The organism is Streptomyces sp. SID13726 (assembly GCF_010548375.1).
Lineage (GTDB): Bacteria > Actinomycetota > Actinomycetes > Streptomycetales > Streptomycetaceae > Streptomyces.
Window position 1 is genome coordinate 698,989 of the sequence record NZ_JAAGLY010000001.1, and the last position, 20,123, is coordinate 719,111.

A 20,123-nucleotide genomic window follows, 5' to 3' on the forward strand; every position below is an offset into this window, starting at 1 on the left:
TCCGGCAGCAGCCCGGATCAAGGCCTGCCGGGCGCCGTCCGCCGGTCCCCGCACATGCCTGCCGAACACCGCCCGCCCCGTCACCCGCCCCGCGGCAGCCGATTCACCACCACCACGGCAACCGATTCACCGCCCCCGCAGCAACCGATTCAACGCCCGCCCGAACACCGACCTCGCCGCCACCCCCAGCACCACCCCCGGCACCAGCGGAACCCGCAGCTCCTCCCGCCAGATCACCCGGGCCCGGCCGCCGGGGCCCGGGCGTACCTCCAGTTCGGCCCAGCCCCGCACCACCCGGCCGCGCTTCTCCAGCCGGCACAGCCCTGAGACGCCCTCTGCGGGCGGGCGCCAGACGGTGACCTCCATGGTGTCGTCGAAGGCGAGCGGGCCCACCCCCGAGCGGGCCACGACGCGTGTGCCCTCGGTCGTCGGGCCCGGTGGGACGACGGTGACGCGGGTCAGGGGGACGACCTCGCCATGGCGGGGCCACTCCGTGAGGCGGCGCCAGGCCTCGTCCTGGGAGAGCGGGGCCGTGCGTTCGAGGAGGAAGGTGACCACGGGGCCGATCTTAGGGAATCCGGCCTGCTCAGCGGGGATTTCATAGCGGTCTCACATACATGGCGCAGCCGGACCCGGGCGCGCGGACGTACGTCGGGTGAACTCGCCCTCGCGGCAGGCCGGGGAGTCCTACCCTTTGCCCCATGGAGGGGCAGTCCGTCCCTCTTCAGGGGGAGTTGATCGTCATGCCTTTGAAGACCTACGGCGTACTGATCACGCGGGCCGACGACACCCGGCGCGAGGGTGGCCACGACACACCGCACTACCAGATCCACCTCGCCGACGACGCGGGCACGCACTACCGCGCGGCCGTCAACGTCCTGTCCTCGGAGCAGCCCTCCGAGCTGCTCTATCTCGTCAGCGAGGACTTCCGGCACCCCGTCACGGACCGGCTGGAGGGGCTGGAGGGCGGCTGGAACACCCTGCCGTCCGGACCCGGCGGGCCCAACCTCGACTTCGTGCGCGGCAACCTCTTCGACCCGGCGCTCCTGCGTACCCTGCCGCCGGACGTCTCCGGGCCCGACAACGACCTCGCCGACCTCCTCGACCACCACGTCCGACGTGCCGTCGCCGACCCGCAGGCCCGGCTGTACGTGTTCGGTGAGCGCTGGGGGCCCGAAACCGGCGTCAAGGACAAGGTGTTCGGCTTCAAGCCGGGCAACGGCATCCACGACATCCACATGAACCAAGGCAACAGCAGGCGCTTCCAGGGCGACGACGGCGTGTGGCAGGACGGCGGCCTCCTCATCCACTTCCCGGCACAGCGGCGCTGGGTCGGTGTCTTCCTCGCCTTCCAGAGCCAGTCCTGGCACACCGACGACCTCACCGGCCACACCCTGGAGGGCGTCGACCCCACCCGGCCCGAGCCCGGCACCCAGCCCGTCCGGCTCGTCGCCGCGCTCGTCAACCCTCGCGGCCCGGCCCCCGAACCGGAGAGCGTGACCCTCCTCAACGCCTCGCCCGACCCCGTCGACCTGACCGGCTGGCGTCTCCTCGACCGCCTGGGCCAGTCCTCCCCGGTACCGCCGGGGCCGCTCGCCGCCGGCGCCACTCTGCTCGCGCCCCTCGGCGGCGGCGGTGCCCAACTCGGGAACCACGGCGGCGAGATCACCCTCCTCGACGCCAACTCCCTGAAGGTGCACGGGGTTTCGTACACCGCCGAGCAGGCCGGGCGCGAGGGCTGGTCCGTCGTGTTTTGACGCGCGCTTGCATGTACACCCCCGCGGCCGTACGGGACCATGAGCGCGACTCGCACCGACCGGCCGCAGGGGGCGTCCCGTGGACAGCGAACGGCACGGCAGACTCGACGCGTTGCAGAGCGACCCGTACCCGCACTACGACCACGCACGGAACGCCGACGGCCTGGCCCGCGTCGCCGAACTCGACGCCTGGCTGGTCGCCCGGGACGCCGACGTACGCGAAGTGCTGCGCCGCCCCGAGGACTTCTCCTCGGCCAACGCCCTCGTGCCCGACGTCCTGCCGTCTCCCGCCGCGCTCGCCGTCCTCGGCGGCGGGTTCGGCGGGCGCCCGGTCGTCGTGACCGCCGACGGCGACCTGCACCAGCGGCTGCGCGCGCCGATCGTGCGCGGACTCTCGCCGTCGCGGGTCGCCGCGGTCCTTCCGTACGCCGCCGAGCGCGCGGCCGCCCTCGTCGACGGGTTCGCCGAGGACGGCCGGGTCGAGCTGATGTCGGCGTACGCCCAGCGGCTGCCCGGCGATGTCATCGGGCGGATCGTCGGCCTCGACCCCGCCGACGTCCCGGCCGTCGTGCACGGCGGGCACCGCGCCGAGGAGCTGCTGTTCCGGCCGCTGGAGGAGGCCGAGCAGGTCGCCGCCGCCGAGGACGTGGTGGCGATGCAGCACCTCCTCGACCGGTACGCGCGCGAGCGGCACGCCGGACCGCGCGAGGACCTGTGCACCGAACTCGTCGCGTCCCTCACCGAGCCGGGCGAACTCACCCTCGACCACCGCCACGAACTCGTCGCACACCTCCAGAACCTGCTGATCGCCGGGCATTTGACCACCACCGCGCTGATCGGCACGACCGTTCTGCATCTGTTGCGCCACCCCGGCCAGTGGGAGCTGCTGTGCGCGGAGCCGGAGCGCATCCCGGCCGCCGTCGAGGAGGCCGCCCGTTACGACGGAGCCCTCCAGGGCTTCCGCCGGGTCACCACCCGTGCCGTCACCCTGGCCGGTACCGAACTCCCCGCAGGCGCAACGGTGTTCGTGGCCTTCGCCGGCGCCAACCGGGACGGAGTACGGCATCCGCGCCCCGACGCCTTCGACATCACCCGCCCGCCCGGCCGCCATCTCGCCTTCGGATTCGGGGTGCACAGCTGCCCCGGCTCCCAACTGGCCCGCGAACAGCTCCGCCTCACCCTCCAGGAGCTGACCCGCCGGCTGCCGGGGCTGCGGCTCGCCGAGGGAGAGCCGGTCACCATGCGGCCGACGATGATCCACCGCTCGCCCCAACGCCTGCACCTGACCTGGTAGATCACACTCGTCTCGCATGGAAGGACCCCGTCGGGTTACCCGGACCGAGGAGAACCGGGAGGTGGCCCCATGGCGCGCACCCGCACGCGTACGGTGCTGTTCGACCGCGACAGCATCCTCGCCGACGACACCCTCGACCCGGACCGGCTGCGCCCGGCCCCCGGCGCCGGCGAGGCCCTCGGCCTGCTGCGCCTGCACGGCGTGCGCACCGGATTCCTCGCCGTGGGGAAGGGGGCACGGAAGGACCTGAGCGACGCCGACGTACGGGCCCTCAACCACCGCGTCGACGCACTCCTCGGCCCCTTCGACATCCGCGGAGTGTGCCCGCACGGCCCCGACGAGCACTGTCACTGCCGGCCACCCGAACCGGGCCTGATCCTCTGGGCGGCGGGCCGTCTGTGCACGGCCCCCGCCGACTGCGCGGTCGTCGGCACCGCCGCGGACGCCGAGGCCGCGGCCCGGGTGGGCGCCCACGGGATCCTCGTGCCGGACGAGCGGACCCGGCCGGAGGAGACGGCACGGGCCGAACAGGTGGCGCCGGACGTCCTGACCGCCGTACGGGCGCTGCTGACCGGGCCGCCGCAGGGGCGGGTCCTGGTGGACGAACGGCCGATCGAGGAGGCCTTCGGGGACGGCTGACCGAGTGGGCCCCCGGCGGCGGCCGACCGCTCAGCGTTCCGTCCACCGGCACACCAGCCGGAACACCGCGAACAGGGTCAGCGGCCAGACGCCCGCGAAGGCCCAGATCACCGGGGGCCGGGCGGTGACGATGCCGGTCACCAGGAGTGCCGTCGAGACCGCGAGCAGCAGGCTCACGGTCAGGACGTGCGGCCGGTAGTGGGTGACCCGGGACAGGTCAGGCCGCCGGCGCAGCCGCAGCGTGCGCAGCCGGCGGTCCAGACGGCGGTCGCGACGCAGGGCGCGTTCCACCTCGTCCAGAATGCGCTGCTCGTGATCGGGGAGTCGCCCTGTCGTCACTGTCGCTCCTCGCGGATCCGGAGGGGTCCTTCTCCGAGTGCCCGGAGAAGGACCCGCGAACCGTCCGGTGACCGGGCTCACTGGGCGTAGAAGGTCGCGTCCCCCTGGTCCGTGGCCGTGCCCGGAGTCTGCACGTACAGCAGGTAGTTGTAGTGCCGGACGTAACGGCCCGCGTAGTTGTACGACTCGTACGAGACTCCCGCCGAGTCGGCGAGCCCGGCCCGCTGGTAGAAGCTGGCGTCGGCGGCGAAGGCCGTCGTGCCGTCGTTCTTCTCCAGCCACACCTCGAAGTTCTTGTGGCGCAGGTAGTAGCCGGGGAAGTTGGCCGACTCCAGGGAGACCGTGCCGGTACCGGCGAGCCCGGTGACGACCCTGAACTGCGAGTCCGCCAGCGGCGACACGTTCGTCTCGATCTTCGCCCGGTACTCCCAGTGCCGCACGAAGCGGTCCGCGAAGTTGTACGACGAGAAGCGCTTCGGAGTGACGCCGTCGGCGACCGGGATGCCGAAGTCGGGGGTGCCGTCGGCCTTCCAGTAGACCTTCTGCACGCGGGTGCGGCGGTTGGGGTCGTTCAGCGGGTCGCCGCTGATGTCCTTGTAGCTGCGGTCGTGGTAGACGAGGATGTCCGACTTGCCGTCCTCGGACGTGGTGAAGGAGTTGTGGCCCGGACCGTACTGCGAGGTGGCGGCGCTGGACTGGAAGACCGGGGTCTGGGACTTCGTCCAGGACGCCGGGTTCGTCAGGTCGGCCGTCGCGGACGCGGTCAGCATCCCCAGACAGTAGTTGGCGTCCGTCGCGCTCGCCGAGTACGTCAGGAACACCTTGCCGCCGTGCTGGATCAGCGCGGGGCCCTCGTTGACCTTGTAGCCGATCGTCTCCCAGGACAGCGTCGGCTGGGACAGCTCGGCCGGAGTCCCGCTGATGGTCCAGGGGTTGGCCAACTTGGCGATGAAGACACTGGTGTTGTTGTCCTCGGCCGGGTTGCGCTGCGCCCACGCGAGGTAGCGCACGCCGTTCACGACGAAGGTCGTCGCGTCCAGCGAGAAGCTCTCCCAGGTGGTCTTGATCTGCCCCTTCTCGGTCCAGGTCGCGGTCAGCGGGTTGGCGCCGGTACCTTCGAGGACGTACATCCGGATCGCCCACACGTCACTGGTCGACCCGGCGGCGAAGTACACGTACCACTTGCCGTCGATGAAGTGGATCTCCGGCGCCCAGATGTGCGCGCCCATGACCCCGCTGGAGTGCTTGGTCCAGATCGTGGTCTCGGCGGCCGTCGCGAGGCCCTGGATGGTGGTGGCCCGGCGCAGCACGATCCGGTCGTACTCGGGGACGGTCGCGGTGAAGTAGTAGTAGCCGTCGGTGTGTTTGAAGATGTGCGGGTCGGCCCGCTTCTCGGCGATCGGGTTGGTGTAGGTCACGGCGGGGGAGTCGGGCACGGCGGCGTGGGCGGGGACGCCGACGCCTATCAGGACGGCGGCGAGGACGGCTGTCAGCAGCCGAACGACGGTGCGTCTCAAGGGAGTTCTCCAGTTCCGGGCGGGCCCGGTCGGGCCGGTCACGTCGTCGGTACGAGGCGCCACTGCTGGCAGTTGTTGTTCAGCCAGGTCCACTGCCGTACGTCGGCTCCGTTCGCGGTGGAGCAGTCGGCGACGTCGGCGACCTTGCCGGTGGACTCGTTGACGAGCCGGACGTAGTCACCGCCGGCGGTGAACACCAGGCGGAAGCGCTGGCACTTGTTGTTGAGCCAGGACCACTGGCGGATGTCGGCGCCGTCCGCGCTGGAGCAGTCGGCCACGTCGGCCACCTTGCCGGTCGCCACGTTCACCAGCCGGTTGGTGTCGTCGGCGAGATCCTCGATCCGCCACTTCTGGTTGGAGCCGCCGGTGCAGGTCCACTGGAAGATGTTGGCGCCGTCGGCCGTCGAACCGTTGTTGAGGTCGAGGCACTTGCCGCTGTTGCGGTTGACCAGGGTGTACGACGTCGGCGTGGCCGCGGTCTCGCCGGACGGGCCGGGCAGGCTGGTGCCGAGGGCGACCGGGGTGCCGAAGTTCGGGGTGCCGTCGGCGTTCCAGGTGAACTCCTGGGCGCGGGTGGTGCGTCCGTTGCCGCAGCCGCCGTTCGCGGCGGAGTTGGCGTGGTAGACGATCCAGTTCTCGGTGCCGTCCGGCGAGGTGAAGAAGCCGTTGTGGCCGGGCCCGTACACGCCATTGGCGTCACTGCGCTGGAAGACCGGGGTCTGCTTCTTCGTCCAGGACGCCGGGTTCAGCGGGTCGGAGCCGGTCAACTCCAGTTGGCCGAGCTTGTAGTCGGCCGTTGCGCAGAAGCTCGCCGAGTAGGTCAGGAAGGTGCGGCCGTCGTGGTACAGCGGCTCGGGGCCCTCGTTGACCGCGCCGCCGGAGGTCTCCCAGCTCAGCGTGGGGCTGGAGATGACGGTGAAGGTGTTGCTGGCCAGCGTGTACGGATTGCTCATCGGCGCGATGACCAGGCTCTGCGTACTGCCGTTGACGAACCCGCTTCCGACCAGGTACAGACTCCCGTCGTGCTGGAGCACGCTGGCGTCGATGAGCCAGCCGCTCGGCGTGAGGTTGGAGCCGGTGAGCGTGTTCTTGTAGGTGTAGGGGCCCATCGGGTCGGTCCCGGCGCTCTCCAGCACATGGGTGCGCTGGGAGTCGCAGCAGGCGACCCCGCTCTGGCCGGCCGAGTAGTACAGGTACCAGTGGCCGTCCAGGAAGTGCAGCTCCGGCGCCCAGATGTTGGTGTTGCGGGTCGACGTGGTGTCCGACCACACCTGGACGTTCGGCGCGGTGGCCAGACCCGCCAGGGTCGGGGACTTGCGGATGCCCAGGATGCCGGTGAACGTCGTGGTCACCAGGTAGTAGTTGCCGTCGTAGTACTCCAGCCAGGGATCCGCGCCCTTCGACGACTTGAGCGGATTGGTGTAGGGGCGGCCGTCGGCCGCGGTGGCCGAGGGGTTCGCCGACACCAGGGCGAGCAGCAAGGCGAACACACAGACCAGCAGTCGACGCATCCGGGACCGTCCGTCCTGTCCGTAATTTCGAACGCAGTTCGTAACTTCGGTCAGAAGATAAGGGCGGGTCAAGAACTCGTCAACGCTTCCGTCACACGCATTTCATCTGCACGAGACACCCCAACCGCCCCGGGAGGCCGCGGTGTCCGCACCGAGGGGCGCGGACACCGCGGCGACAAGCGGACGTGTCACTTCTCGCCGAGCAGCTTCCTCATCTCGCTGATCTCGGCGTTCTGCGTGGTGACGATGGAGTCGGCCATGGCCGTGGCGTCCTTGTACTCGCCCTTGGCCTTCTCGGCCGTGGCCATCTCGACGGCACCCTCGTGGTGTTCGACCATCATGGTCAGGAACAGGGAGTCGAAGTCCTTGCCGGACACCTTCTCCAGCTTGCCCATGTCGGCGTCGTCCATCATCCCGGCCATGCCGGAGTGCGCGGAGTGGTCCATCCCGGCCATCGACGACGGGACGTCCTCGCCCCAGGTCTTCAGCCAGCCGCTCATGGTCCTGATCTCGGGCCCCTGCGCCTTCTCGACGCGTGCGGCGAGGTCCTTGACCTGGCTGGAGGAGGCTCGCCCGTCGGCGAGTCGGGCCATCTCCACGGCCTGCCGGTGGTGCGGGATCATCCCCTGGGCGAACGAGACGTCCTGGGAGTTGTGCGACTCGGCGCCGTCACCGCCCCCACAGGCGGCGAGGGCGAACACGGCGCTGACGGACAGCGCGGCGAAACGGGTGGTGCGCATGCTGGAACTCCTGTTGTGCGAAACGGATCCGGACGCGACGAAGCACGCTGTCTCTAGATCCGCAGCAACTGGAGTTCCGACAGGGAGGGCGGCGCCCGGGCCCCGTCCTGCGACGCGACCACCTCGGAGCACGGCTCGTCCTGGCCCACGACGGTCAGGGCCGGGTCGGGAGCGAGCGCGGGCAACACCGGCCCACCGCTCAGCGCTCCCGACGCACAGGTCGAGTCGGCATGGTGAAGATGCCCGGACCCGCACCCGTCATGACAGCCCTCGTCGAGGGTCACCGCATGGGCGGACTCCACCCGTTCATGCCCATGGACCCCGCCCCCGGGAGCCAGCCCGTGCATCCCGAGGAGCCCGACGAGCAACGCGAGCAGGAGCAACGCCCGCCACCGGGGCGGGCGCGCGTCACTCTGCTTCGGTCGGGTCATCGGGCTCATCCTAGAGCCACGGCACCGACCGGGTGCTACGCCGTCGCCGCGGCCGCCGCCTTCCCGGCCTGCCGCCCCGAGAACAGGCACCCGCCCAGGAACGTCCCCTCCAGCGACCGGTATCCGTGCACCCCGCCACCCCCGAACCCGGCAACCTCCCCGGCCGCGTAGAGCCCGGGCACCGGCGCTCCGTCGGCGCCCAGCACCCGCCCGGCCAGATCCGTCTGCAGCCCCCCGAGCGTCTTCCGGGTGAGAACGTTCAGCCGTACGGCGATCAGCGGCCCGGCACTCGAATCGAGGATCTTGTGGATGGCGGCCGTCCGACTCAGCGAGTCCCCGGGGTAGTTGAGCGCGTTGCGAATCCCCATCACCTGGAGGTCCTTGGTGTACGGATTGTCGATCTCGCGGTCCCGCGCCTCGATCTGCCGCTTCAGATCGGCGAGTCGGATCAGGTTGTCCCCGGTCAACTTGTTCATCCCGGCGACGAGTTCGGACAGCGTGGACGCGACCACGAAGTCCTCCCCCTTCTCCTTGAACCGCTCGATCGGCTCCGGCGTCTGCCAGATCCGGGACAGCAGCTGCCAGATGTCCTTGTTGGTGAGGTCGGGGTTCTGCTCGGACCCGGAGAGCGCGAACTCCTTGGCGATGATCTTCTGCGTGGTGACGAACCACGAGTAGTCGTACCCGGAGTCGGTGATCGACTTGAGGGTGTGGAGGGTGTCGTAGCCCGGCAGGTCGGGTGCCCCGAAGCGGCGGCCCTTCGCGTCGAACCACATCGAGGACGGGCCCGGCAGGATGCGGATGCCGTGACCGGGCCAGATCGGGTCGTAGTTGCGCAGGCCCTCGGTGTAGTGCCACATCCGGTCGGGGTTGACGATCCGCCCGCCCGCCTGCTCGGTGATCGCCAGCATCCGGCCGTCGACGTGCGCGGGCACCCCCGTCACCATGAACTTGGGCGGGGTGCCGAGCCGGGCCGGCCAGTTCTGCCGTACGAGGTCGTGGTTGGCGCCGATGCCGCCCGAGGTGACGACGACCACCGGGGCGCGCAGCTCGAAGTCGCCGACGACCGTACGGGAGCTGGGCTTGCCGCGGGCGGCGCCGCTCGGCTCCAGGATCGCGCCGCGCACACCGGTGACCGTCCCGCCGGTGGTCACCAGCCCGTCCACGCGGTGCCGGAACTTGAAGGTGACCTTGCCGGCGGCGACCGCGGCCCGGACTTTCTTCTCGAACGGCTCGACCACGGCGGGACCCGTGCCCCAGGTGACGTGGAAGCGCGGCACCGAGTTGCCGTGTCCGTCCGCGAGGCCGCCGCCGCGCTCGGCCCAGCCGACGATCGGGAACCACTGCACGCCGAGCCCGGCGAGCCAGGACCGCTTCTCGCCGGACGCGAAGTCCACATATGACTCGGCCCACTTGTAGGCCCAGTAGTCCTGGCCCGAGGGGTCGTCGATACCGCGGTCGAAGCCGGCCGTGCCGAGCCAGTCCTGCCAGGCGAGTTCCCTGGAGTCCTTGACGCCCATCAGGCGCTGTTCGTCGGAGTTGACGAAGAAGAGCCCGCCGAAGGACCAGAACGCCTGGCCGCCCAGGCTCGCCTCCGGCTCCTGGTCCAGGAGCAGCACCTTGCGTCCCGCGGCGGCGAGTTCGGCGGTGGCGACCAGTCCGGCGAGGCCGTGGCCGACGACGATGGCGTCGGCGTCCTGCGACTCGGCGGCGAAGGCCGGGAAGGCGCTCTGGGCGAGGGCGGCACCGGCCAGCACACCTCCGGCCACGGTCAGGGCGTGGCGGCGGGTGACGCCGTCGCCGGCGGATACGGGTGTGTCCATGGAGCACCTCCGGGGCAGATGACAGGGGAAGTCAAGAGAGGGCAAAGGGTGTTGCTGCGCCAACTGCGCTGTTACCGTCGGTAGCCCACAGGAAAGCAGCACGTCGTTCCGGAGCGGTAGTGGCCGGGTGTCAACGCGGCCCCCCTCGCGTTGTGTCCCGGAGACAGTCGCGGGAGGGGAGCTCATGACCGTGGTCCACGGCCCCGAGCCGGTCATCGGCATCCTGCTGGACATGGCCTCGGACACCGACGTCTGCGGAGAACTCGTCCGCGCAGCCCGCACCCGCTCCCCGGAACTGGCCAGGATCGGCGAGGCGGAGACCCGCTCGCACGTCACGGCGCTGATCCGGGCGGCCGGACCCTGGCTCGCCGCCCTGGGACGCGCCGAGGCCGTCGACGAACAGGACTTCGGCGCCGCCCTGTTGCTCGGCGCCGACCGCGCCGTGCAGGGGGTCGCCGTGACGGCCGTGCTCCAGGGCGTCCAGGCCGGGCTCACCCGCGCGGTGGAACTGGCCGTCGACCGCTGCCGCGACGCCGGGATCCCCGACGCCGCACTGCTCTCGGTCGTGCTGCGGATGAAGGAGTACGGCGACGCGGTCGAACGCCATGTCGTCAACGGCTACCGGGCCGCCGAACAGGAGGCGCCCAGGGAGGCGGGCGCGGTCCGGGGACGGCTGCTGCGGCAGCTGCTGATCGACGGAGTCGTGCCGCCCGCCGAGGAGTTGACGCGGGCGGGCCTGCACCCGAACGCCGACGGACTGCACCACTGCTTCGCCGCCACCGCGGCCCGTCCGCACACCCTGCCCGTCTCCGCCCTCCTCGACGGCCGTGTGGCCGGCCTCGCCCCGCGCCCGCCGGACCCCGGGGAACTCCCGCCCGGCGCCCTGGTCGGCGTGGCCCCGGCCGCCCCCGCCGCCGAACTGCGCGCGCTGTACCGGCTGTGCGCCCGGGCCGTCGACCTCGGCGGACCCCAGGGCCGGGTCGGCCTGTACGACCTCACCGACCTCGCCGCCGAACTCGCCCTCGCCGAACAGCCGCTCCTCGGCGCCCACTTGAGCAGCCGCCTGCTCGGCGCGCTGGACCCGGCGGACGACTTCCACCGCCAACTCGCCCTGACCGCACGGACCTTCCTGGAGCACGGCCGACGGCTCGACCAGACGGCGGCGGCCCTGTTCACCCACCCCAACACCGTCCGCTACCGCCTCGGCCGGTTCCAGCAGATCACCGGCGACCAGCCGGGGGAGGGCAGTTCGGGCCCGCTGCACACCCTCCAGTGGTGGTGGGCGCTCACGACCTGGCTCGGCGTGGCGTAGCCGACATGCGCCGCCGGGCCCCGCGGCGTACCTTCGCCGTGAGCCCGTCGAGGGGCGACGGGCCGGGAAGGACCGCGTGGACACCGACAGCCGAGCCAAGGCGCAGCGCTTCGCCGACCTGCACCGGGAGGGCTGCTTCCTGCTCCCCAACGCGTGGGACGTGGGCAGCGCCCGCGTCCTGGAGGCGGCCGGGTTCCCGGCCGTGGCAACCACCAGCGCGGGCGTCGCGTTCTCTCTCGGACGGCCCGACCACGACTTCTTCGCCGAACAGCCGCCCGAGGACCGCGTCGACCGCGACACCATGCTGGGCCGGGTCCGGGAGATCGCGGCCGGGATCGCCGTACCGCTGAGCGCGGACCTGGAGGACGGGTACGGCGAGTCGCCCGAGACCGTCGCCGCCACCGTCGCAAGGACGCTCGCCGCCGGGGCCGCGGGCGGCAACATCGAGGACTTCACCGGCGACCGCGCCCGCCCGCTCCACGACGAGAAGCTCTCCGCCGACCGCATCCGCGCCGCCCGCGAGACCCTGGCGGCCGGCGGCGAGCCCTTCGTCCTGGTCGGCCGCACCGACGTGCTCCTCGTCGGCGGCCCGCTCGACGAGGCCGTACGGCGGGCCAACGCCTATCTGGAGGCGGGCGCCGACTGCGCGTTCGTCCCCGGCGCCGCCGACGCGGAGACCATCGCCACCCTGGTCCGGGAGATCGACGGCCCCCTCAACGTGGTGATGGGCCTGACCGGCAACGCCCTCTCCCTCGACGACCTGCGCGAACTCGGCGTCCGGCGGGTCACCGTCGGCGGCAGCATCGCCCGCGCGATGTACCGCCATCTGCTGGACGCGGCACGGGAGTTGGCCGACCGGGGCACCTTCTCCTACGCCTCGGACCAGCTCTCCCAGACAGAGCTCAACGACCTGTTCCGGCAGGGCTAGCCGACACGAGCGCACAGCTCGGCGCCTCGGGGGCGTCCTCGGCGTGCCGGGTCAGCCCGCAGACCGTGCGCAGGGCGACCTTCCAGTTCCCGTCCTGGAGTACGGCCGCCCCCGGGCCGCCGGTGTCCAGCCGGCGGTCGTCGAGCGTGAGGTCGTAGGCCACCCGGGCGGCCGTGTCCGAGGTGTACGACACGGAGGTCACCTCGGCGCGCAGCCTGCCGCCGGTCCGGTCGCGGAAGAGGTTGTCGATCATCAGGGCGTTCTCGTCGCCGTCCTCGACGACGTCACTGCGCTCGTCCAGGGAGGACTTCGGGTCGAAGAGCACCGTCCACGCCTCCCGGACGTCCCGCTCGGCGCCCTCCGGGTCCGCGGGCGCGGTGGCGGTCGGCGTCGGGGAGGGGGAGGGCGCCGGGGAGCCCCCGGTCGAGGGCGGGCCCGGTGAGCCGGTGGCGGAGGGCCGGGCCGTCCGGGACGCCCCGGCGTCACCACCGTCGCCGTCGTCGCAGGCTCCGGTGAGGACAAGGGCGGTGACGGCGAGGGCCACCGCCCAGATCCCGTGCCGTGTGGGGGAGTTCGTGCAGGTCATGGCACTCCATCTCCGGGTACGCCGTGTGGCTGGCCTACCCGGAGGCGGGAGATTCATCCGGGACCCGCGGGAAAACCCCGGGACCGGGAGCGCCTACTCCTCGGTGCCGGTGCCGGTGTTGGTCGCGCCCCGGCGCCGTACCGCGAAGACCACGGCGGCCACCGCCACCAGGACGCCTGCGCCGATGCCGGTCCAGGCGCCCGCGGACAGCCCGCCCTCGTCGTCCTTCGCGGTGGCGGCGGCCTGCGGGGAGGACTCGGGGGCCGTCTCCTCCGGGGTGGTCCGCGCGGGTGCGGGCGTGGGGCTCGCCGTCACGCTCGGCGAGGGGCTGACCGCCTTCGCGCCCGGTGCCGCCGCCTTCAGCTTCAGCGTCGGTGCCGGGGTCTCGCTGTTCTCGTCCAGCTCGATCCAGCGGTCCACGTGCCCGTCGCCGTAGGTCTGGAGGGTCTTGAAGGGCACCTCCTCGGCGTCGGGCAACTGCCGTACGACGACGGAGTACTCGGCGCTCGCACCGGTCTTCAGCTCCGGGCCCCCGACCGTGTAGCCGTCGGCGCTCGCGGTGAACTTCCAGCCCTTGGGGCCCTCGCCGTACTTCACGTCGGCCGGGGCGATCCCCTCGGGCAGGACCACGCGCACCGACGTGATCCCGGAGCTGTCGGACTCGGCCTCGGCGTGGAACGAGACGGTGACGTTCTCGGCCAGGGCCTGCGCCTTGTCGGCCTCGACCTCGGTGTGGGCGGCGGCCGGAACGGCGGTGAGCAGCACGGTGGTTGCCGCGAAGGCGGCGGCGACGGACAGGCGGGGCAGGGTGATACGGGACATGCGTGTCTCCAGGCAGGGTGGTACGACGGGACAGCTGTCCGGGGTGGCCGGACCGGCGCCCCGGTCGGGGTCAGTGGGCGAGAGCCGTGCCCGCCGCCGGAGGACCCCGCCGTACCACCGCGTGCGCCAGCAACGGCCGTGCGGTGAGCGGCCGTTCGTCGTACACCGGCACGGCGGTCACCGAGGCCGTGCGCGCCGGTGCCGTGGGCCGGGCGAACAGCAGCCGGGCGGCGGCCAGTCGGGCCCGTACCGCGTCGAGCGCCGCCGTCACCCCGCGGGCCACCGTCCAGCAGGCCGCGTCCGCGCGGTGCAGCAGGACGGCGACGAGCGTGGCGGCCACCGCGTGCGCCGCCGTCATGGCCAGGGAGCCGTGCAGCCGCTCGTGCCACGCCAGATGGGCTCCGTGCGGTTGCCCGCCGTGCCGATGGAGGGCCGGAGTGTGCGCGGTCAGCGACAGCCACAGATGCAGCCCGGACTGTCCCGCCACACTGCACGCGACGACCGCGGCCAGACTCCGGGGCCGCTGCGCGCCGACCAGCCCCACCGCGAACAGCACCGCCGCCGCGGCCGCCCCCTGCCTCCAGGGCACCGGGCCCTCGGCGAGCAGATGATGGGCGCTGACCCCGAGCACCGTGCCGACGACGGCGAACACCGCGGCCCGCGGAACGGGCAGAGGCGCGCGAGTCGTCGTGACGGAACTGTGCATGGCCCGCTCATCATGGGCCATCCCGGGCCCCCTTGGCAGGCGGGTCCGGCAAAGGCCCGTGCTCCCGGCAGCGTATGTACCGATCGGTCCCCGCCCTCACGGCGGGAACGTGAAGATCCGGAGGCCGCGGTACGGCTCAGCGGCTGCCCGGCCCCTGCGGCTCCGAAGCCGTGCCGGGCTCGACGACCTCGCCCTGGATCACCTGGGGCGCCGGCTGCCCCTCCTGCGCGGCCCGCTTCTCCGCCTTGAGGATGCGGGCCGACTTGCCCGCCGAGCGCGCCAGTTCGGGGCCCTTCTTGACGGCGAGGACCGCTATGACGACGATCAGGATGATCGCGAGTTCGCTCAGTCCGAACATGTGAAGTCCTCCGTCAGACGTAGACGCCGAAGTCGGACGCGACGCCCGCCGGACCGGCAGCGTACCCGCATCCTCCCGCTGTGCGAAGCGCTGGACGAGCGTGACTCTACAGCACTGTAGAAATCACGTCAGGGGCGCGCGGGGCCCCGGTGTCCTTACGATGGACCGCCCGTGACGTGCGCGGCAGCGGAAGGGAGACAGAGCATGACGGACCACCGGCGACCCCGGCGGCGGGGACAGGGCGAGCTGGAGGTGCAGGTCCTGTCGGCCCTGCGGGCGGCGGACGGACCGGCGACCGCGGGCTGGGTGCAGGAACGCCTCGGCTCCGACCTCGCCTATACGACGGTCATCACCATCCTGACCAGGCTGCTGGCCAAGGGCGCGGTCACCCGGGAGCGCTCGGGCCGCTCCTTCGCCTGGACCCCGGTCGCGGACGAGGCCGGGCTCGCGGCGCACCGGATGCGCAGGCTGCTGGACGGCGAGAGCGACCGGGAGGCGGTGCTGGCGAGCTTCGTCACCTCGCTCGACGCCGACGACGAGAAGCTGCTGCGGGAGCTGCTGGGTCGGACCCGGGACGAAGGGGAAGACTAAAGCCTCATGGGGTTGTTCGTCTTTCTGCCACTGGTCCTGCCGCTCACGGCCTGGCCCATCGCCCGGCTCGCCGAGCAGCATCTGCACCCACGCGTCGCCACCCGGCTGCTGACCGCCGTGGCCGGCGTGATGGCCCTGTGCAGCACGGTCTGCCTCGGCCTGCTCATGGTCGTCGGCACCGCGCAGCTGCCCGGCAACCCGCTGCCCGACGGCTGGTCCGACCCGGAGGTGCGGGCGGCCGTGCCCTACGACGAGGTCGCGGGCAAGGCCGCCATCCCGGGCCTCCTCGCCGTCGCCGCGGTGGGCTTGCGCACGCTGTGGCGGCACGGCCGGGTGCGCCGCCGCGCCCATCGCGCGCTGACCGGGCTGCCGGGCACGGAGGTCGCGGTGCTCGCCGACGAACTGCCGTACGCCTACGCCCTTCCCGGCGGCACCCGCGACCGCATCGTGGTGACCACGGCCCTGCTCACCGGCCTGCGGCCCGCCGAGCGCCGCGCCCTGTTCGCCCACGAGCGCGCCCACCTGGCCGCCCGCCACCACCGCTTCCTGCTGGTCGTCCAGCTGGCCGCGGGCGCCAACCCCTTCCTGCGGCCCCTGCGTACGGCCGTCTCGTACACGGCGGAGCGCTGGGCCGATGAGGAGGCGGCCCGCGTGGTCGGCGACCGCAGGACCGTGGCGCAGGCGATCGGCAGAGCGGCCCTGATCTCCCGCGGCACACCGGTCCCGACGCTGGCGGGTTTCGCGGCCCCGGGGCGCGGGCGCACCGGTCTCGGCTTCGGCGGGGCCCGGTGTTCCGGTCCCGCCGCTCCGGTGCGGAGGCTCGTCGCCCGCCGCGGCCCGGCGCCGGGGTCCTCCGGTTCGGGCGACCCGGGCTCCGCGCTGCCCCGTTTCGCCCTGCCGGGCCCCGTGCCACGGCGGGTGGCCGCCCTGCTGGGGCCCGCGCCCGCGACCCGCAGCTGGCCCTCGCTGTTCACGGCCGTGGGGGCGGCGGCCTGGACGGCTGCCGCCGGTACGGCCATGTCGGCGATGTCCTCCGCGAACTCGGCGCTGACCCTGGCCCTGGTGCTGCACGCGGCGACGCCCCTGTAGCCGACGCGGGCCGGGAGGGCGTCCCCGCGCGTGACTCAGTCCTCCTCGTCGCCCTCGAAGAAGTCGCCGACCTCGTCGATCACCTCGGCCGCGACCATCCCGCCCACGACACCGACCGCGAGTCCGGCCGCGCCCGCGGCCACGGCGGTGCCGATGCCCGGTCCCGAGCGGTGGCCGTCGTGGCGGTCCTCGTGGTGGTGCTCGCCGTGCGCGTAGTGGCTCTCGTGCCCGTACGACCCCCGGTGCTCGACCAACTGGCTGATCCACCCGTCCACTTCGGTGTTCCAGTCCCGGACGTCGTGGTGGCCGACGAAGACGCGGGTCAGGGCGTCCTGGCCCGACGAGAAGAGCCCGCCGCGCTTGTCCGCCTCCAGGACGACCTCCAGACCCGCGGGGCCCGCCAGGAAGGTCACCTCGATCTCGTTCACCTGGTGCGCGTAGCGCGGGGACGGGGTGATCTCGATCTCCTGGTAGAACGGCAACTGCTGGCCGGTGCCGCCGATCCGCCCGTACTCCAGGTCGGCCGACCTGAAGCCGAAGCCCAGCTGCCCGAAGGCCTCCAGGATCGCCTCCTGCGCCGGCAGCGCCGTCACGGTCAGCTGGTCCAGGTCGCCCTTGTCCTTCGCGCCGGCCACCGCCAGCTCGGTGCGCAGCCCCAGCACGACGCCCAGCGGCTGGCCGTACAGCTCGGTGATCGGTGTCTCCCACGGCAGCGTCACCGTGAACGGCACGCTGTGCCGCTCGCCCGCCGCGAGCCGGAAGCCGCCGCCGACGGTGAACCGCTCGAAGACGACGACCCCCTCGCTCTCGCCGTCCTCGTGCTCGGCCTCGACCCGCGCCACCAGTTCCAGGCCGATGTGCTCGATGTCGAAGTCGGCCTCGCCGCCCACCAGATGGACCTGCCCCGACAGTCCGCCGCCCGGCCGGACCGCGCCCGGGTCGAGGACCGTGTCCACCGTGGGCCCGCCCACGCCGAGCGAGCCGAGCAGCCGTTTGAACACCATGGCGGTATTCACTCCCCATTCTCCGTTGCTTTTCTCTACAGGTGCGTAGAAGCATAGGGTGATCGCACCCCGCCAGGTTGCTTTGCCTGTCCTTTACCATTGGGTGAGACCAGTCCCGACCCGAAGGAGCCACGGACCCGCAATGGGTGAGCCTCCCAGTACCGACCGCGCCGCGTCCCACCCGTACGGGCGAGCGGGGGTGGCCAGGTGACCGAGATCCTGCTGCTCGCGCTGGCCCTGCTGCTGACGCTGGCGTGTGCCGTGTTCGTCGCCGCCGAGTTCTCCCTGACCACCGTCGAGCGCGGTGACCTGGAGCGGGCCGCCGAGTCCGGTGAGCGGGGCGCCGAGGGCGCCCTGAAGGCCGTACGCCGGCTGACCTTCCAGCTCTCCGGCGCCCAGCTCGGCATCACCGTCACCTCCCTGGTGATCGGCATGCTCGCCGAACCCTCCCTCGCGGCCCTCCTCAGAGGCCCGCTGGCGGCGATCGGCCTGGGCGGAGCCTCCGCGCCGGTGGCGACCGCGCTGGGCGTGGCCCTGTCCACCGTCGTGCTGATGGTGGTCGGCGAGCTGGTGCCGAAGAACTGGGCCATCTCCCGCCCCCTGGCCGTCGCCAAGGTGGTGGCCGGACCGCAGGCCGCCTTCACCGCCCTCTTCGGCCCGTTCATCCGGCATCTCAACAACACCGCGAACCGGTTCGTACGACGCTTCGGCCTGGAGCCCGCCGAGGAGCTGGCCTCCGCCCGCAGCCCCGAGGAGCTGGTCGCGCTCGCCGAGCGCTCGGCCGCCGAGGGCGCCCTGGAGGCCGACTCCGCCGAGCTGTTCGTGCGCACCCTGCACCTGGGCGAGCTGACCGCGGAGAACGTCATGACCCCGCGCGTCGACGTCAAGGCCCTGGAGACCCACGCGACCGCGGCCGACGCCGCGAACCTCACCCACGCCACCGGCCTGTCCCGCTTCCCGGTCTACCGCGACAGCCTGGACGAGGTCGTCGGCACCGTGCACATCCGGGACGTGCTCGCCCTGGAGCCCGGCAAGCGGGCCGTCACCCCGGTCACCGAACTCGCCACCGCGCCCCTGCTGGTCCCGGACAGCCTCACCGCCGACCGGCTCCTGGAGCGGCTGCGGGCCACCCGCACCATGGCCGTCGTCATCGACGAATACGGCGGCACCGCGGGCGTGGCCACCGTCGAGGACATCGTCGAGGAGGTCGTCGGCGAGGTCCGCGACGAACACGACCCCGTCGAAGTGCCCGACCTGCGGCCCGCCGGTGCCGGGACCTGGGAGGCGGAAGGCTCCGTCCGCGTCGACCGGCTCGGCGGAATAGGCCTCACCGCGCCCGAGGGGCCGTACGAAACCGTGGCCGGACTGGTCGCCACCCGGCTCGCCCGTATCCCCGCCAAGGGCGACGACATCGAGGTCGACGGCGGCTGGCGCCTTGAGGTCCTGGAGGTCGAGCACCACCGCGCCGACCGGGTCCGGATCACCGCGCCGGTCCTGGTCCGGACGGGGGAGGAGTCCCGATGACCACCGTGCAGCTGCTCGTCGGCGCCCTGACGCTGCTGACCAACGCCTTCTTCGTGGGCGGCGAGTTCGCCCTGATCTCCGTGCGCCGCAGCCAGATCGAGCCACGCGCGCGTGCGGGCCACAAGCGGGCCCGGATGACCCTGTGGGGTCTCGAACACCTCTCCGCGATGATGGCCACCGCCCAGCTCGGCATCACCGTCTCCTCGCTGGTCCTCGGCGCAGTCGCCGAACCGGCCGTCGCGCACCTCCTGGAGCCCGGCTTCGAGGCGGCCGGCGTCCCGGACGGGCTGGTCCACCCGATCGCCTTCGTGATCGCGCTCTCGCTGGCCACCTATCTGCACATGCTGATCGGCGAGATGGTCCCGAAGAACATCGCCCTCGCCGCCCCCGTGCCCACCGCGCTCCTCCTCGGACCGCCGCTGGTGGCGCTCACGCGCGCGCTCAGGCCGTTCGTGTTCGGCATCAACGCCTTCGCCAACACCCTGCTGAAGCTGCTGCGCGTGGAGCCCAAGGACGAGGTCGAGTCGGTCTTCACCGACGACCAGCTCGCCCGGATGGTCGTCGAGGCCGGTGAGGCGGGGCTGCTCTCGCCCGCCGACGGCGAACGGCTCAGGGACGCCCTGGAGCTGGGCACCCGCCCGGTCGGCGAGATCCTCGTCCCGGTCCCCAAGATGCGGACCGTCGACGCCTCGGTCACCCCGGCCCGCCTGGAGCGGCTGGCCGCCGACGCCGGCTACTCCCGCTTCCCGGTCACCGGACCCGACGGCACCCTGCTGGGCTATCTGCACATCAAGGACACCCTCGGGGTCACCGACCGCGACCGGCCCTTCCCGCGCTCCGCCCTGCACCCGGTCACCCGGGTCCGCATCGACACCCCGCTGGACGACACCCTCACCGCGCTGCGCGCCGGTGGCAGCCACCTGGCCGCGGTCACCGGGGAGGCCGGTGCCGTGCTCGGCTTCGTGACCATGGAAGATGTCCTGTCCGAGCTGGTCGGCCCGGCACCGGCCGCGCTGTGACCGGCGCGCGGGCGTGACGTACGGCTGGTAGACCTGGGAACGCCGTTCCCGGCCCGGCCGTTCACCCGATGAACATCACTATCGAAGGAGCAAGCCCGTGTCCGCCCCATCGACGGACTCCCGCCCGACGCGA

The 20,123-nt window shown here is 72.4% G+C and carries 21 protein-coding genes; 9 read left to right on the forward strand and 12 right to left on the reverse strand.

Annotated elements, in window-relative coordinates; translation table 11 throughout:
• Positions 1-126: 126 nt before the first annotated feature.
• Positions 127-558, reverse strand: a complete 432-nt coding sequence (locus G3I78_RS02830) for an SRPBCC family protein (protein ID WP_164421102.1) — start codon at positions 556-558, stop codon at positions 127-129.
• Between the two features lie 185 nt (positions 559-743).
• Here G3I78_RS02830 and G3I78_RS02835 point away from each other — a divergent pair, with 185 nt between their 5' ends.
• The 3 genes from G3I78_RS02835 (at position 744) to G3I78_RS02845 (ending at position 3,690) form a co-directional block, all read left to right on the forward strand.
• Positions 744-1,757 (forward strand): DUF2278 family protein, encoded by a 1,014-nt coding sequence (locus G3I78_RS02835; protein WP_164421357.1) that lies wholly within the window; start codon positions 744-746, stop codon positions 1,755-1,757.
• A gap of 79 nt (positions 1,758-1,836) precedes the next feature.
• A complete protein-coding gene (locus G3I78_RS02840) occupies positions 1,837-3,051 on the forward strand; it encodes a cytochrome P450 (protein ID WP_164421103.1) in 1,215 nt (404 codons plus the stop codon).
• Positions 3,052-3,120: 69 nt separating this feature from the next.
• Positions 3,121-3,690 carry an HAD-IIIA family hydrolase gene (locus G3I78_RS02845; protein WP_164421104.1) on the forward strand — a complete coding sequence of 190 codons (570 nt, stop codon included), beginning with the start codon at positions 3,121-3,123 and terminating at the stop codon, positions 3,688-3,690.
• Between the two features lie 30 nt (positions 3,691-3,720).
• Here the strand turns inward: G3I78_RS02845 and G3I78_RS02850 are convergent, their stop codons facing one another.
• The 6 genes from G3I78_RS02850 to G3I78_RS02875 all read right to left on the reverse strand — a co-directional run bounded on the left by G3I78_RS02850 (position 3,721) and on the right by G3I78_RS02875 (position 10,051).
• Positions 3,721-4,029: a DUF3040 domain-containing protein gene (locus tag G3I78_RS02850; protein WP_164421105.1), complete on the reverse strand. Its 309-nt coding sequence runs from the start codon at positions 4,027-4,029 to the stop codon at positions 3,721-3,723.
• Positions 4,030-4,106: 77 nt separating this feature from the next.
• Positions 4,107-5,546, reverse strand: a complete 1,440-nt coding sequence (locus G3I78_RS02855; RefSeq protein ID WP_164421106.1) for a family 43 glycosylhydrolase — start codon at positions 5,544-5,546, stop codon at positions 4,107-4,109.
• A 38-nt stretch (positions 5,547-5,584) separates the two neighbouring features.
• Positions 5,585-7,057 (reverse strand): family 43 glycosylhydrolase, encoded by a 1,473-nt coding sequence (locus tag G3I78_RS02860; protein ID WP_164421107.1) that lies wholly within the window; start codon positions 7,055-7,057, stop codon positions 5,585-5,587.
• A 188-nt stretch (positions 7,058-7,245) separates the two neighbouring features.
• On the reverse strand, positions 7,246-7,797 hold the full coding sequence (locus G3I78_RS02865; RefSeq protein ID WP_164421108.1) for a DUF305 domain-containing protein: 552 nt from the start codon (positions 7,795-7,797) through the stop codon (positions 7,246-7,248).
• A 53-nt stretch (positions 7,798-7,850) separates the two neighbouring features.
• Positions 7,851-8,228 carry a DUF6153 family protein gene (locus tag G3I78_RS02870; RefSeq protein WP_164421109.1) on the reverse strand — a complete coding sequence of 126 codons (378 nt, stop codon included), beginning with the start codon at positions 8,226-8,228 and terminating at the stop codon, positions 7,851-7,853.
• Positions 8,229-8,263: 35 nt separating this feature from the next.
• Positions 8,264-10,051: an FAD-binding dehydrogenase gene (locus G3I78_RS02875; RefSeq protein ID WP_164421110.1), complete on the reverse strand. Its 1,788-nt coding sequence runs from the start codon at positions 10,049-10,051 to the stop codon at positions 8,264-8,266.
• 184 nt (positions 10,052-10,235) lie between these two features.
• Here G3I78_RS02875 and G3I78_RS02880 point away from each other — a divergent pair, with 184 nt between their 5' ends.
• Together G3I78_RS02880 and G3I78_RS02885 are read left to right on the forward strand one after the other, a co-directional pair.
• Positions 10,236-11,363: a helix-turn-helix domain-containing protein gene (locus G3I78_RS02880; protein WP_164421111.1), complete on the forward strand. Its 1,128-nt coding sequence runs from the start codon at positions 10,236-10,238 to the stop codon at positions 11,361-11,363.
• 76 nt (positions 11,364-11,439) lie between these two features.
• A complete protein-coding gene (locus tag G3I78_RS02885) occupies positions 11,440-12,291 on the forward strand; it encodes an isocitrate lyase/phosphoenolpyruvate mutase family protein (protein WP_164421112.1) in 852 nt (283 codons plus the stop codon).
• Here the strand turns inward: G3I78_RS02885 and G3I78_RS02890 are convergent.
• The 4 genes from G3I78_RS02890 to G3I78_RS02905 all read right to left on the reverse strand — a co-directional run bounded on the left by G3I78_RS02890 (position 12,266) and on the right by G3I78_RS02905 (position 14,763).
• Positions 12,266-12,877 (reverse strand): hypothetical protein, encoded by a 612-nt coding sequence (locus G3I78_RS02890; protein ID WP_164421113.1) that lies wholly within the window; start codon positions 12,875-12,877, stop codon positions 12,266-12,268. The two genes, G3I78_RS02885 and G3I78_RS02890, sit on opposite strands and share 26 nt — an antisense overlap.
• 93 nt (positions 12,878-12,970) lie before the next feature.
• A complete protein-coding gene (locus tag G3I78_RS02895) occupies positions 12,971-13,699 on the reverse strand; it encodes a DUF1775 domain-containing protein (protein WP_164421114.1) in 729 nt (242 codons plus the stop codon).
• A gap of 70 nt (positions 13,700-13,769) precedes the next feature.
• On the reverse strand, positions 13,770-14,405 hold the full coding sequence (locus G3I78_RS02900; protein WP_239157580.1) for a hypothetical protein: 636 nt from the start codon (positions 14,403-14,405) through the stop codon (positions 13,770-13,772).
• A gap of 136 nt (positions 14,406-14,541) precedes the next feature.
• Positions 14,542-14,763 carry a twin-arginine translocase TatA/TatE family subunit gene (locus tag G3I78_RS02905; RefSeq protein WP_164421116.1) on the reverse strand — a complete coding sequence of 74 codons (222 nt, stop codon included), beginning with the start codon at positions 14,761-14,763 and terminating at the stop codon, positions 14,542-14,544.
• 204 nt (positions 14,764-14,967) lie between these two features.
• Here G3I78_RS02905 and G3I78_RS02910 point away from each other — a divergent pair, with 204 nt between their 5' ends.
• Positions 14,968-15,354 carry a BlaI/MecI/CopY family transcriptional regulator gene (locus G3I78_RS02910; RefSeq protein WP_164421117.1) on the forward strand — a complete coding sequence of 129 codons (387 nt, stop codon included), beginning with the start codon at positions 14,968-14,970 and terminating at the stop codon, positions 15,352-15,354.
• 6 nt (positions 15,355-15,360) lie between these two features.
• A complete protein-coding gene (locus G3I78_RS02915; protein WP_164421118.1) occupies positions 15,361-16,443 on the forward strand; it encodes a M56 family metallopeptidase in 1,083 nt (360 codons plus the stop codon).
• Positions 16,444-16,478: 35 nt separating this feature from the next.
• On the opposite strand, the gene G3I78_RS02920 is transcribed toward G3I78_RS02915, so the two are convergent.
• Entirely contained in the window at positions 16,479-17,447 is a 969-nt protein-coding gene (locus G3I78_RS02920; RefSeq protein WP_203614082.1) for a sporulation protein, read from the reverse strand.
• A gap of 207 nt (positions 17,448-17,654) precedes the next feature.
• On the opposite strand from G3I78_RS02920, the gene G3I78_RS02925 reads away from it, so the two are divergent.
• Together G3I78_RS02925 and G3I78_RS02930 are read left to right on the forward strand one after the other, a co-directional pair.
• On the forward strand, positions 17,655-18,971 hold the full coding sequence (locus tag G3I78_RS02925) for a hemolysin family protein (protein WP_164421120.1): 1,317 nt from the start codon (positions 17,655-17,657) through the stop codon (positions 18,969-18,971).
• On the forward strand, positions 18,968-19,990 hold the full coding sequence (locus G3I78_RS02930) for a hemolysin family protein (RefSeq protein WP_164421121.1): 1,023 nt from the start codon (positions 18,968-18,970) through the stop codon (positions 19,988-19,990). The genes G3I78_RS02925 and G3I78_RS02930 overlap by 4 nt, the downstream gene beginning before the upstream one ends.
• Positions 19,991-20,123 lie beyond the last annotated feature (133 nt).